This window comes from Chryseobacterium sp. AC417, assembly GCF_979258215.1.
Window position 1 is genome coordinate 2454399 of record NZ_OZ409845.1, and the last position, 12927, is coordinate 2467325.

A 12927-nucleotide genomic window follows, 5' to 3' on the forward strand; every position below is an offset into this window, starting at 1 on the left:
TTCCGTTTTCCAGAACGAAGATCTGCCATTGCGGAATTTCTGAAATAGGATTAAAAACACTGATGTTATTGGATAACCCAGCAAGACCGGCAAGAGAAAGAGAATATTTTGTTTCCTTTCCTGTTTCGGGATTTGTCTGCTGAGGTCACTAAATAAAATTATTCTTCTTACTTTAATTTTTTTTAAGCAATATTTCTACGTTATAATTCCAATTTTTATCTGCTATGATTGGACTTTTTATATAATATTTATTGTTTTTTGATATTAAAATGCCAAGGGTATCCATTGTAGAATGATTTGAAAGTTCATCTCCAGCAATTGTTTTTTCATATTTTAATATAAGATTATTATTATTTTCTTCGACAATACATTGATCTGAGAAAAATGTTTTATATCCTAATCCCGAAAATGTACACTTATAGTTTATAATTTCAATATCATAATTAATGGACATTTCTGAAAATTCATCTAATTTCCCATAGTCAATATTGACTGAATAATTACCTTGCCAAAATGTTTTTTTGAATTTTTTGTTATTAAATTTCCATGACTTTAGTATTTCTTTTTGATATATTAAATTAAGTGTATTGTTAGATATTTGTTTTTCTATTTTTAATTTATCTATTAATATTTTATTTTTAATATTAAGAGTATCTATTATTTTATATTTCTCAACATCGTCATTTTTTAATAATTTTTCTAATGAAAAAACATATCTTTTACTATATTTATCTTGATAAATACTATAAAAAATGCTATCTTTAGGAGTCTTATTGGTATTAATAAAGTCATAATTATTTATTTCGTCGCCTGAAAAAAATTCTTTACCTATATAAATATCATTTGATAATTTTTTAGAATCTTTTCTAATTTCTAGTCTATTTTTACTTGCTTTTTTCTCTTCTTTTTGTCCCTTACAGCCAACTGTAAATAGTAAAAGAGAAATAGTAAATGTATAAGTTATATTCTTTATCACGGTTGATTTTCTTTTTTAGGATTTTTAATTACTTCTTCATTTAGTTCAGAAATGTGAGTAAAAGGATCGACCCTTCCTCCTGTTCTTTCTCTAGTGGTACGTACTTCAAAATGTAAATGTACTTGATTACCTCTTAATGCAGCAGCAGATGTTCTTCGCTATTCTATCTCTAAAAAATATTCCTGTTCACTGCCCTCTTTAAAATCATCACCTTTGCTTATCTTTCATTTTTTAATTTAAAATTTACTCAATTTCACTTCCATATAGAATAAGTTTATTCAAAAAACTAGCATTCCAATTTTCTGTATATATATCTTGAAGTTCTAGTGCCAAACCAGATGTAGTTTTTTTATCATTATCTATATAGGAAGAAGCATAATACTTTCCTGTGATAAAATTAAATGACTTTATATATTTTTTTCTATCGACTTTTAAATAGCTTAAATCATAACCAATTATTTGTATTTTTTTATTTTTAGGATTGAATCTAAATTTAATATTTTCTATTAGATTTTTTTTCTCGCCAGAAATGTTAGGTTTTGTTGGTCGTTCAGCATATTCCACCCGAATTTCTATTACTTTATTTTTGATGATAGGATCGCTTAAATAATAATCTGCTTCAATGTTATTATATAAAATACTGTTATTTGACAAAGGTATTTCAACAGTTTTATTCAATGATGATAAATAAATAGTAAGTACAAAGTTTAAAAGTTCAGTACTATTTTTTTCATAAATTGCTATTTTATCTTTTATATTATCGCCGTCAAAATATAATAGTTTAGGTTGCTCATATAATGTATCTATAGTCGGTTTTGAATAATTATTATTGATATTTTTTTTCTGACAAGAAATATTAATAATTGCTATATTTACTATAAAGAAAAATATTTTTTTAATTTTTGATTTTAAAATTTTATTTAATTCTTTCATAAACATGTTTAGGAATTTTATTTAAATCTTTGTGTTGAATTTTCATCAAATCAATATATTTTTGATATGCTTCTCTTGCTTTTTGTTGATTATCGAACTCCCAATAAGCATCCCCAAGATTGATATAAGAGACTACACGATCTGGAAATTTATTGACGATTTCTTTTAACAAAAATATTGAACCAATGGGACCATCTTTTGTATACATGTTATAAAAAGCTAAATCATTATAATTATTCAAGTTTTTTTCTTGAAGAGGAAAAAAATATAATAATTCAGTTATGCTATCTAGATCAATTCCATTTATGTTTTTAATTGTTTTATTGAGATAATTTTTTTTAAATAAATTAAGTTTTTCATTGAAAAGATTGAGATTTTGAGATTTTGAATCCTCTATTTCTTTAGAATAAACTAATTTATTATTTGCTAATTTTTCACTGTTAATACTTTCAGATAAATCATTTAGATTCAGATTTATTATTGGTATAAAATCATCGTCGACAGTAGAAACTAATGTTTTATATAAAAACCAATTATTATTTAAGTATTTATAATTATATGTTTCTGTTGTTTTAAAATTTCCACAACAAGAAGATCCAATTATTATTTCTCCAACTTTACCATTTGAGACAAAAAAATTCTCAATAGGATTTTCAACTTCGCTAAAATAGTCATTAGTAATTGTGATTGATTTTATTTTTTTAAATTGGTTTTGATCAGATCCTAAATAAATACAAAGCTCTTTTTCCTCAAACGGTTTAGTATTTATTTCAATATAGTCTATTATATTATCGTTGTTAAAATAACCATGTATTGTATCTGTGATATTTTTTTGAGAAATATTCTGTATGGATATTTCTTTATTGTTTGAATTTAAAACTTTTTGAGGTTCTGTCTTTTTACAATAGATGAATTGTAAAAGAACAATCATAGAGATCATATATCTATTCATTTTCTAATTCTTTTATTCTTTTTAACGATGCTTTTCTAATATTTACAAATTTTTTAACCTTTCCGGCTACGGTTTTTGTATACACTAAATCTGAAAAATATATAAGCTTTTGTATACTATAATAATTAGTTGTTGAATCTGCTTCAGCAGTCATTTCTACGAATCTTTTATATCCTTCTAATGCTAGTTGCTTACTTTTTCTACATCCGTCTTTGCTAAATTTTGGATCATGCCAAAGCCCCCATGCAAATGATGCTTTTTTATCTTCATAAGCCTTACTACTTTTAAATTTATATTCTGTCGTTTTTCCATCATTATTAACACAGTTTGAATATAATATTTTAAAACCTCTTTTTACATTTTCTAGTCTATCATCTATATGATTAAACCCACCATTTACCCTATAAGTAATATAAATAAAATCATTACTTTCAGCATGAGTATTGAGTATAGCACGCTTATCCCAGAACCAACCAGCTGAATATACTGCATATGGAGATTTTGTCACCTTATCTCTTGCTAAAGTTGAAGAAGTTACATCATCTCCAATTGCTCTTTCAAATGCCAAATAATTTGGTTTTGTTGTAAGCTGTATTAATCCTCTTCCATGCCACCCTCCATATTTCGCTAAATATTCAGAATTTCCTTGTTCAACATTATATCTGAAAACTTCCTGATTCATGAATTACTTGTGACAAAAAATGTATCTTTTGCAGACAAGTTTTAATATTGAATTTTTTAAAAGTTATATTAAAGCCATCAAAATATTTATCAATATTAGTTACTTTTGCATAAGGAGCAATATTTTTTTAATTCTTCTATTGTGATATTATTATTACACGAACATTTTTCATTAGACTTTTTTTCCTCTTTTTTCTCTTCTCTCTTCTTTCTCCCAACTCCCGAAGTACTCACCCCACTTTCCACTTTAATCTTTGGTGCAGAATCATTTACATTAATCACCTCAGAATCTACACTTTGTCCCGCATATTCTATCTCTAAAAAATATTCCTGTTCACTGCCTTCTTTAAAATCATCACCTTTTGTTCGCATATCATTGGTAAGATTAAGCGTAGCATAGCTTTCATCGCCACTTAAAATATAATTATGCTCATAAACCAATTGATCAGAAATATCATCTTCCCATATGTTCAGTTTTATGGTTTTTCCTTTCATGTTTTTGGAAACAATTTTGGCTATGACATTTGTTCCAAACTTCATGTTTTTATAAGGTTTCCCCATAAAATCTACAAATTCAACACCTATAATTTTCCCTTTTGGATCCGCAGCTTTAGTTTTTGCCTTTGGAGTTACGGGAGTTTTATAAGTGTCCTTTTTAGGCGCAGGTGGCGGTGGAGTAGGTCGTTTGTTTACTTTTGGCTTTTGGGTATCTTTCTGTTTTTGTAATTTATCTGCTTCTATCCTTTTTAGAATATCTTCCATACTTACCGGTGTCAAAGAAGAAGCTGCTTTAATATTTACATTATTACTGGCTTCAAGTTTCCCGTAATAATCTGCCGTTACGTAATATTCATGGTTTTTGCCTTCGCTTTTATCACCTTTGGCTAATTGCATATTGGCAATCATTGAAGCCTGAGTATAAAAAGCCATATTGAACCTTGCCTCTGCCTTACCTCTTTTTACCGTTGCAGAAATCGGGATCGGATTTATTTTATTGATCTCATTCATTTTGTTGTGTCCCTCTTTTAAGGCATCATCTTCCCAAAGGGTGAAATGAAGCTTTTCACCTTCCATATCTGTGCACTGAGCTTTTGCAATCAGCGTGTCAAAATAGTGCAAAGGTTTTGTGACCTTATGATAATTCGCATCCAGAAGATCTACTTTCAGAATTTTCGCTTGTCCGGCTTTCTTTGTTTTAATAATTAATTCTCCTCTGTCGTTTCCTTTTGTAACGACAATTTTTATTCCTTGCCTGGAAAGACTACTTTGTTTGAAGGTATAAGATACACTTTCGCCCTGCTTGGTATTTTCAGATGTTTTGCGCCATTTTCCATTTTCCAGAACGAGAATCTGCCATTGTGGAATTTCTGAAATGGGATTAAAAATACTGATGTTATTGGATAACCCACCAAGACCGGCAAGAGAAAGAGAATATTTTGTTTCCTTTCCTGTTTCTGGATTTTTATCTCCTATGATTACTAATTGTGACATAAGCAGTAAGTTTTAAATATAAAATTGTTCTCCGTCCATCTCATCAATAAACTCCTCCATGATCCACCAAAGGATTAATATAACTGTGCACTTTTGCATCGGCATTCCTGAAATTATGTATGCTGAGCTGAGCTTTCTGTCCGTGGTCCATCACCTTTATTTTTCCGCCGACGGAGCATTGCAGTTCGGAGATCTCGGTGAGTAAGGCATGATCCATCATTTTTACGCCTTCATAAAACTTTTTCCATTTTCCGGCAGGGGCAAAAGTGCAGGGCTGTCCGTTTTTTACAGAGCAGTTTCCGAAGGGAACAGTTGGAGGATTAAACTGCAGGTCATTTTCCGTTACCGCAAGATAATCTTCCGTACCTTCTTGATCATTGATATAGTGTTTTTTGTGACTGCTTACTTTAAACTGTGGAAACTGTGTTCCTTTATCACAAACGGCTTTTCCTTTTTGGGCAACGAAAAGTTTTCCTTCGTGTTCTCCCGCAGCTTTTTCTTTTGATTCTTCTTCTTCTTCTTCTTCTTCTTGCTGTTCAGAATTCTCTGGAGATTTTCCGGAAGAAGTTTCTGAATTTTTATTTTCCACTTCAGCAATATTTTTATTTATGATTTCTACTTCATGAGGTTCGGGGATCGTGAGAATCATTCCCGGTTGAATATCGGGTCCGATTCCTCTATCAATGGGACCTTTGAAGTTGTGAAATGATTGTAGGGCGTAAGCACTTGGCACTCCCAGTTTTTCGGCAAGATTAAAAAGGGTGTCACCTTTTTTGACTTCATATTCTTTCATTTGTGTATTTTTTTGTGTTCATTCAATGGGTAAATTTATTTTCTTTCGATCTGTAATTGTTTTGTTTCCTGAGTGTTATAGAGATATAAATCTATTTTTATATCTGCTTTCTGCAGAGACCTATTTTGTTGATCAAGGTAAAAATTCGCAGATATTTCAGACTCAGGCAATTCATGATCTTCAGAATCTTCCAAAAGATTTTTCAGATAACGGATAATCTCTTCCTGGTTTCTGGGATCAATGGATTGGGAGAACTGACTGATATGGATATTATCTTGTAAGTTGATTTCATAACGGTTTTTATACAAAATCCGGTATTGTAAAAATCTGGAAGTATTTTCTGATTTTCCATCAGAAAATGTTTTAAAGTAAGGGGAGAAGTAACATTGTATAAACAGCTCTTTATTCAGATCGTTGAGCAATAATTCTCTGTCTTCTATTCTCATATCCACCTGATCAATATATTGACGTGAGTTTTGATCCTTATACTTTTGAAGAAGACGCTGTCTGTTTTCTTTCCATGTATTTAAAATTTGTCTGTAATTGTAAATGTTTTCTATTATTCCGTTATTATCTATCCCTAGCTCTACAGTAGAGAGTACAGAAGAACAGTCCATTGCCAATTCATATGTTTTCATATCAGGGATTTCTCCATTAACGAAGACTGTTTTTTTAGTCAACCTGAAAATATACTGCTGTTCATCTTTTCCAAGATAGTGTATGCCAATATCAAATTCTGTTTCATTTTCTATATTACCGTTATTGAGATCTGTAATTTTAACCGTGTAGGTCTGGTTAATTTCTGAGAAATCGGGAAGGAGAACACTATTCTTTATTAATAAATGGGATTGTTCTCGTCTACTTTTCTGCAGCCTGTTTCCGTTCTGCTAAGATATCTTCGATATCCTGACTCTCGGGTACGAAAATTTCCTGTCCTTCAAACAGGGTATGACCTAAATGATTGCTGTTTTTGGGAATATGCTGATAATGGTAATATTTCAGTATTTCCACACTCGGAACATTGTAGAGGGCTGCGATCTGCTCCAATGTTTCTCCTTTTTTTACAATATGGTGTAGCAGGAATAATTTCATTTTGAATTAATTTTTAAATGAAATTGAAATTACATATAGAATACATGAAGTAATCTGATAGAGGAGAGGCTGATAAAGGGTTAACCTTTTGTAAAATATTTTGTTTCATGTGTTTGTGTTTTCTTTTCAAAAATAGAAAAATAAATCACATAAAAATTAGTTTTTCAAAAAAAATTAAAATACTTTGGCATCCGAACATAAAAAACCCAAAGTGAATTTTCACTTTGGGTTTATATTTTAAAATAATAATCAGTATTAATTATTTATTCAAGATCATATTTGCTGATAACTTTTTGAGTAACACCCGTGTTGCTAAATCCTCCGTCGTGGAATAGATTCTGCATGGTTACTTTCTTGGTAAGGTCTGAGAATAACGTTACACAATAATCTGCACACTCAAGAGCTGATGCATTTCCTAGTGGGGACATATCTTCAGCATATCCTAAGAAACCTCCGAAACCTTTCACTCCGCTTCCTGCGGTAGTTACAGTAGGAGACTGAGAAACAGTATTTACACGTACTTTTCTCTCTCCCCAATAGTATCCGAAAGTTCTTGCAATACTTTCTAAATATGCTTTATTGTCAGACATATCATTATAATCAGGGAATGTTCTTTGAGCTGCGATATAGGTAAGTGCTAAAATACTTCCCCACTCATTCATACAGTCTTTTTCCCAAGCCATGCGCATTACTTTATGGAAAGAAACTGCTGAGATATCCCAACCTTTTTCTGTCCAGTCGTAATTCATTTCTGTATAATGTTTCCCTTTTCTTACATTTACGGACATCCCTATCGAGTGAAGGATAAAATCTATTTTACCAAATTTTGCTATTGCGGCATCCAAAAGCTTTCCAAGATCTTCTGTAGAAGTTGCATCTGCACCTATTACTTCAGAGCCTGTTTTTTCTGCTAAACCATTTAATTCTCCCATTCTCAAAGCGATAGGAGCGTTAGATAATATAAATTCTGCACCTTCTTCATGACATCTTTCTGCAACTTTCCATGCGATAGATTGTTCATTAAGGGCTCCAAAAATAATTCCTTTCTTCCCTTTAAGTAAACCGTATGACATAATTTTTTAATGTTTAATATTTACAAATGTAGGAATAATTGTGTTTAGAACATAATAAAAAACGGAGCCTTTATAAAAAGGTTCCGTTTTCTTTTGAATATATATAAAAGACTGAATTTTCTAATTCGTTTTCTTGTTCCATTCTGCTTTCACATCTTCAGCAGCATCTTTTGTCTTTTCCCATGCATCGCTCGCTCCGTCCTTAATGTCTTCCCAAGTATCTGAAGCATTAGCTTTCACTCTGTCTAGCCAGTCTTCCTGTGTAGCTTCCTGGTCATTATTTCTTTTTTCATTGATATAATCTCTTGCTCTGTCAGCTAAATCACTTACTTTCCATTTTGCATCACTTGCAGTATTTCTTAATGAATCTTCAGTGTTGTCAACTGCTCTTTCTGCTTTGTTATAATCTTGATTGTCCATAATAATATAGTATTTAAGTGTTATATATTTTAGAATAAACAAGAACTATTCCTAAAGAAAAAAAAGCGTTGTTAAAGTTTTCATAATGTTTTATTACTAGTTTAAATATATATACTCGTTTAATATCTCTATTTTTGAAATTTCCACTACCAATTGATCATATTGTTCATTTGAAATATATATAGAGGTTTGATGCAAAACTTTTTTCAAACCTGTCTTATCGTCTTCTTCAAAAAAATATACTTTACCAAAATAATTATCATCGGTAATAATTAAATTTTGAAGATATATGGTCAAATCTTTATATGGCTTAGATATAAGTCGGCTTTGTATAAATCCGAAATCATATTTATAACTGATTGATTTATTATTGATGATTAGTATTTCAGTTCCGAATACATTCCACCAAGCATATTTAAGAGGAAATAAAAACCATAGGATAACAACAGTTAAACTTACCATGATTGAATCTGGAGAGCTAAAACCGATAAAGATGAATGGTAATACGAGAACTCCTAATGTAATTACCAATAGTATGTAAGCATAAAACTTAGGTTTTACACTTGTTGTCAGATAGATTGTATGGTCTGTTTTTTCAATTTTAAAATGATTGTCCAAATTGTATATTTATATTATCTTGACAAAATTAGCTTTAGAAATAAATCTTAAAATGATCAAAATTGTTATTAAAAATAAAGATAAATTTTATATGTTCGTAAAAAAATAAAATAACCAATTTATTAATGCCCATGAAAAATTATATTGCTGCAATTCTATTGTCTTTTACTACAATAGTTTATTCCCAAAAAACAGATAAGAAAAACAGTGAATATGCTCCTGTGGAAATTACAAAAAGTGACGGAACTAAAATGAAGGTTCTTTTTAAGCGCATCACTCTTCCCGGATTAAGCAATTTTAAACAGGTTTTTGGCGGAAACCAAAATTCTAATGTAAAGATTGAATACAAAATCTCTGAAAACGGACCTACAGAAAAAATAAATTCTAAGGATATTGTATTTTTAAAATTTCTGGACAAAAACCAAGACGAAATAGGAGCCTATGAACGTCTTTCAATAAGAATGTTTGACAGGAATAATGTATTAAAAGACACCAAACAGGTACTTTATATGCCGCAAGTCTATGATGGTAAAATCAGTATTTATGGTGAAGCAAATTTTATTTGTCAGGATGTGTCTCGTGCTCCTTTAAATGGAAACAAAAATTTCATCAACTGCGAGTATGCCTATTCTACATTTTATCTGAAAAATAATGAAGAAAATTTTGCTGTAACACCTTTAGATATTAAACTTTTTAATACGAAAAGAAGCTATGATAATTTCGTGAATGCTTTTAAAGCGGCAGGAAAAGAATGTCCTGAGTTTACTAAATACCTTGAAGATTTTCGTAAAAAAATGAATGATAAGGAATTTGAAAAGAAAATAAGAGAAGACGCTATCAGTTACAGAAAAGAAGTAAAGAAAAAATCGCGTGAACTCGATCTGAGTAAAGAAGAGAGGTTAAATTATGTAGGTGAGAAATTATTTTTTTATGAAGCACAATTTTATATAGGCATCGTAAAAGAATATGAAAAAAACTGTCAGAATTAAATTGCAATAAAAAAGGATTTCAAACTTTGAAATCCTTTTTTTATTTTTAAATCACCCTCTCCAAAACCCATTCAATCAAATTCTTCTCAGACTGGTGATGGTTAGTGGAAAATTCGCCCCGTCTTCTGTTGGCAATCACATTGTTGACGGTAATCGCCTGATGACCCAAAAGTTTTGAAAATGCATAAATGGCGGAAGTTTCCATTTCAAAATTGGTAATTCCGAGTTCATTTAAAGTTTCAAGAAATTGGTCATCAAGTGCTTTTAAGCGAAGTTCTCTTCCCTGAGGCGCATAAAAACCCGGGAAAGTGGCTGTATTTCCGAAGTATTTTGCATCTTTAAAAACTTCACCTGAGTCTTCTGACCATTCGGAGAAATAAAGCATTGGTTTGATTTTTTCGTATGGAAATTTTTCTAAGAAATTCTTAGAAAATTCATTTTCAAAGCTGTAATCCTGATAAAAATTCATCAGTCCGTCAAGACCTACGACATTTTGCGTAACCAACATATTATCTACCTGTACATAAGGATTTACACTTCCGCAAGTTCCCATTCTGAAAAGCTTCAGAGATTTGTGTTCGGTTTTGAATTCTTTTTTCTGAAGATCAATATTCACCAAAGCATCGAGCTCATTCATCACAATATCAATATTCTCTGTTCCGATTCCTGTGGACATTACAGAAATTCTTTCGCCACGCAAGGTTCCGGTGTGTGTGTAAAATTCTCTTTTATTTTTTTTAATTTCTATCTTGTCAAAATATTTCGAGACTTTCGGTACACGATCGGGATCTCCCACCAGGATTATTTTCTCGGCAATATCTTCCGGTAAGAGATTTAAATGGTACACGCTTCCGTCTTCATTCAGTATAAGCTCTGAAGCTGTAAGTTTATTTAGCATAAAATGTTTTTGTATCGTTTGATTTTGTAATCTGTAATTTACTTTTTAGGAATTTAAAATTAACGAAAATTAAATGAAGCAAAATATAAACATTATTTAATTTTTCGTTAAAACTGCGGTAACGTTGAGGTGATAGTTTTGCAGATGAAAAATTTTACAAGATTCTTTCCCATACTTATCATTGTATTTTTCTTCGGAATCGTTGCAATGTCATTCAATCCCACTGATAAAGGATCAGAAACCCAAAAAACTTTCGTAGAGCAGGGTTTATTCAATTTTAAAAATCATCTTGAAAAGTTAAAAACAGACGTTTATCTCTTTAAAGAAGATAAAATCAATACAGAACAGCTTCAGAAATCACTAAGAAATACCAGAAATTCTTATAAGGAAATAGAATTTTTCATCGCTTATCATTATCCCGAATTTTCTAAAACACACATCAATGCGGCTCCGTTATTCAGAATTGAAGCTGCCGGAACTTCTGCTTACACACTTCCGCCGGAAGGTTTGCAGGTTTTGGATGAATTGATTTTTTCTGATGAAATCACAGAGCAGAAAGATAAAATCATAGAAATCACAGATTATCTTTACAATAATTACAATAATTTTTACCTGAGTTCAGTAACCAATGGCCTGAGCAAAGGAAATAATAAGACGCTGCCTTTAAGGATTGAGTTGATCAGAATTTATACTTTAGGATTAACAGGCTTTGATACACCCGGATCGTTGAATATCTCCGAGGAAACATCTTTTGCGCTTAATGGAATTAAAAAATACATTCAGGACGACTTATATTTCAAAAATTACCACACACAAAAAGCGAATCAGTTATTGTCTGAAAGCACAGATTATTTGTCAAAAAATAAAGATTTTGAAACCTTTGACAGAATTGAATTTTACAAAAAATATTTGCAGCCTCTCTATGAAGAATTAGGAAACTGGGACGGAAATTCAGATGATCTCAAAGAATTTTCGGGTTGGAATGTTGCTAACAAAAACTTTTTCAGCAGTGATTTTTTAGATCCTTATTTTTATACGATTTTAAAAGGTTCAGAAGATAATGATGATCTTAGAGCTTTGGGGAAAGAGATTTTTTATGATCAGAACCTCAGCGAAAACGGAAAAATGAGTTGTGCATCCTGTCATCTTCCGGAAAATGCTTTTACGGATCTTAAAGCAAAATCTTTAAGCAATGTAGAAGGAAAAACGGTTCTCAGAAATTCACCATCGCTGTATAACGCAGTTTTTGCCAAAAGATTTTTCTATGATATGCGAGCTTTCTATCTGGAACAGCAAGCTGAACACGTTATTTACAACAATGAGGAATTTAATACAAGCTACGAAAGCATCATTAAAAAATTAAAAACCAAACCTGAGTACAAAAAAGCTTTCAGAAAAGCATTTAAAAACGGAGAGGTCGATAAGCAAAGCTTTTCAAAGGCATTAAGTTCTTACGTTGCATCTTTATATTCTTTCGATAGTGATTTTGACCGTTTTATGAGAAACGAGAAAGAAATTTCTGACGATGCTAAAAAAGGATTTAATCTCTTTATGGGAAAAGCCAATTGTGCGACCTGTCATTTTGCGCCTCACTTTTCAGGATTGGTTCCGCCGTTTTTTAATGAAAATGAATCTGAAGTCCTGGGAGTTACTAAAAAACCTATTACAATTTCTCCTTTGGAAATTGATTCTGATCAGGGAAGAATAAAAAGCAATGTAAAAAAAGAAAACTCATGGATTTATGAAAATTCATTCAAAACCATGACGGTAAGAAATATTGCCTTAACAAAACCTTATTTCCACAATGGCGCATTTACAACTTTAGAAGAGGTGATGGATTTTTACAATGAAGGCGGAGCAGAAGGTTTGGGATTAAAAATAAATAATCAAACATTACCTGCCGATCAATTGAATTTAACAGATGCAGAAATTAAACAGATTATAGCATTTCTAAATTCTTTGACCGACATCAGTAAAGCAAAAGGTAAGTAGAATAAAACAGCATTCACTT

Annotated in this window: 14 protein-coding genes; 2 read left to right on the top strand and 12 right to left on the bottom strand. The window is 30.9% G+C overall.

What is annotated here, in order from left to right; genetic code table 11:
• Positions 1 to 172 precede the first annotated feature (172 nt).
• The 11 genes from ACZZ9T_RS11675 to ACZZ9T_RS11725 all read right to left on the bottom strand — a co-directional run bounded on the left by ACZZ9T_RS11675 (position 173) and on the right by ACZZ9T_RS11725 (position 9029).
• A complete protein-coding gene (locus ACZZ9T_RS11675) occupies positions 173 to 976 on the bottom strand; it encodes a DUF5991 domain-containing protein (protein ID WP_463442230.1) in 804 nt (267 codons plus the stop codon).
• A gap of 243 nt (positions 977 to 1219) precedes the next feature.
• A complete protein-coding gene (locus ACZZ9T_RS11680) occupies positions 1220 to 1909 on the bottom strand; it encodes a hypothetical protein (RefSeq protein WP_463442231.1) in 690 nt (229 codons plus the stop codon).
• Positions 1893 to 2861 carry a tetratricopeptide repeat protein gene (locus ACZZ9T_RS11685; RefSeq protein WP_463442232.1) on the bottom strand — a complete coding sequence of 323 codons (969 nt, stop codon included), beginning with the start codon at positions 2859 to 2861 and terminating at the stop codon, positions 1893 to 1895. Before ACZZ9T_RS11685 ends, ACZZ9T_RS11680 begins: the two co-directional genes overlap by 17 nt.
• Positions 2854 to 3543, bottom strand: coding sequence for a hypothetical protein (locus ACZZ9T_RS11690; protein WP_463442233.1), 690 nt, complete (start codon positions 3541 to 3543; stop codon positions 2854 to 2856). Before ACZZ9T_RS11690 ends, ACZZ9T_RS11685 begins: the two co-directional genes overlap by 8 nt.
• Positions 3544 to 3638: 95 nt before the next feature.
• Positions 3639 to 5033, bottom strand: a complete 1395-nt coding sequence (locus tag ACZZ9T_RS11695) for a hypothetical protein (protein WP_463442234.1) — start codon at positions 5031 to 5033, stop codon at positions 3639 to 3641.
• A 43-nt stretch (positions 5034 to 5076) separates the two neighbouring features.
• Positions 5077 to 5826: a DUF4280 and LysM peptidoglycan-binding domain-containing protein gene (locus tag ACZZ9T_RS11700; protein WP_463442235.1), complete on the bottom strand. Its 750-nt coding sequence runs from the start codon at positions 5824 to 5826 to the stop codon at positions 5077 to 5079.
• Between the two features lie 35 nt (positions 5827 to 5861).
• Positions 5862 to 6464, bottom strand: a complete 603-nt coding sequence (locus ACZZ9T_RS11705; RefSeq protein WP_463442236.1) for a hypothetical protein — start codon at positions 6462 to 6464, stop codon at positions 5862 to 5864.
• A 220-nt stretch (positions 6465 to 6684) separates the two neighbouring features.
• Positions 6685 to 6918 (bottom strand): LysM peptidoglycan-binding domain-containing protein, encoded by a 234-nt coding sequence (locus ACZZ9T_RS11710; RefSeq protein ID WP_463442237.1) that lies wholly within the window; start codon positions 6916 to 6918, stop codon positions 6685 to 6687.
• A 263-nt stretch (positions 6919 to 7181) separates the two neighbouring features.
• On the bottom strand, positions 7182 to 7991 hold the full coding sequence (locus ACZZ9T_RS11715; protein WP_463442238.1) for an enoyl-ACP reductase FabI: 810 nt from the start codon (positions 7989 to 7991) through the stop codon (positions 7182 to 7184).
• 120 nt (positions 7992 to 8111) lie between these two features.
• On the bottom strand, positions 8112 to 8411 hold the full coding sequence (locus tag ACZZ9T_RS11720) for a hypothetical protein (protein ID WP_463432334.1): 300 nt from the start codon (positions 8409 to 8411) through the stop codon (positions 8112 to 8114).
• Positions 8412 to 8507: 96 nt separating this feature from the next.
• A complete protein-coding gene (locus ACZZ9T_RS11725; protein WP_463442239.1) occupies positions 8508 to 9029 on the bottom strand; it encodes a hypothetical protein in 522 nt (173 codons plus the stop codon).
• A gap of 131 nt (positions 9030 to 9160) precedes the next feature.
• On the opposite strand from ACZZ9T_RS11725, the gene ACZZ9T_RS11730 reads away from it, so the two are divergent.
• Positions 9161 to 10018, top strand: coding sequence for a hypothetical protein (locus ACZZ9T_RS11730; RefSeq protein ID WP_463442240.1), 858 nt, complete (start codon positions 9161 to 9163; stop codon positions 10016 to 10018).
• 46 nt (positions 10019 to 10064) lie between these two features.
• Here the strand turns inward: ACZZ9T_RS11730 and ACZZ9T_RS11735 are convergent, their stop codons facing one another.
• A complete protein-coding gene (locus tag ACZZ9T_RS11735) occupies positions 10065 to 10916 on the bottom strand; it encodes a nucleoside phosphorylase (RefSeq protein WP_463442241.1) in 852 nt (283 codons plus the stop codon).
• 144 nt (positions 10917 to 11060) lie between these two features.
• Here ACZZ9T_RS11735 and ACZZ9T_RS11740 point away from each other — a divergent pair, with 144 nt between their 5' ends.
• Positions 11061 to 12908, top strand: coding sequence for a cytochrome-c peroxidase (locus ACZZ9T_RS11740; RefSeq protein ID WP_463442242.1), 1848 nt, complete (start codon positions 11061 to 11063; stop codon positions 12906 to 12908).
• Positions 12909 to 12927 lie beyond the last annotated feature (19 nt).

What these genes read in the sequence shown, in the direction of transcription:
- ACZZ9T_RS11680 (WP_463442231.1), bottom strand. Translation starts at nt 1,909, where the DNA reads ATGAAAGAATTAAATAAAATTTTAAAATCAAAAATTAAAAAAATATTT.
- ACZZ9T_RS11685 (WP_463442232.1), bottom strand. Translation starts at nt 2,861, where the DNA reads ATGAATAGATATATGATCTCTATGATTGTTCTTTTACAATTCATCTAT.
- ACZZ9T_RS11690 (WP_463442233.1), bottom strand. Translation starts at nt 3,543, where the DNA reads ATGAATCAGGAAGTTTTCAGATATAATGTTGAACAAGGAAATTCTGAA.
- ACZZ9T_RS11695 (WP_463442234.1), bottom strand. Translation starts at nt 5,033, where the DNA reads ATGTCACAATTAGTAATCATAGGAGATAAAAATCCAGAAACAGGAAAG.
- ACZZ9T_RS11700 (WP_463442235.1), bottom strand. Translation starts at nt 5,826, where the DNA reads ATGAAAGAATATGAAGTCAAAAAAGGTGACACCCTTTTTAATCTTGCC.
- ACZZ9T_RS11705 (WP_463442236.1), bottom strand. Translation starts at nt 6,464, where the DNA reads ATGAAAACATATGAATTGGCAATGGACTGTTCTTCTGTACTCTCTACT.
- ACZZ9T_RS11710 (WP_463442237.1), bottom strand. Translation starts at nt 6,918, where the DNA reads ATGAAATTATTCCTGCTACACCATATTGTAAAAAAAGGAGAAACATTG.
- ACZZ9T_RS11715 (WP_463442238.1), bottom strand. Translation starts at nt 7,991, where the DNA reads ATGTCATACGGTTTACTTAAAGGGAAGAAAGGAATTATTTTTGGAGCC.
- ACZZ9T_RS11720 (WP_463432334.1), bottom strand. Translation starts at nt 8,411, where the DNA reads ATGGACAATCAAGATTATAACAAAGCAGAAAGAGCAGTTGACAACACT.
- ACZZ9T_RS11730 (WP_463442240.1), top strand. Translation starts at nt 9,161, where the DNA reads ATGAAAAATTATATTGCTGCAATTCTATTGTCTTTTACTACAATAGTT.
- ACZZ9T_RS11735 (WP_463442241.1), bottom strand. Translation starts at nt 10,916, where the DNA reads ATGCTAAATAAACTTACAGCTTCAGAGCTTATACTGAATGAAGACGGA.
- ACZZ9T_RS11740 (WP_463442242.1), top strand. Translation starts at nt 11,061, where the DNA reads ATGAAAAATTTTACAAGATTCTTTCCCATACTTATCATTGTATTTTTC.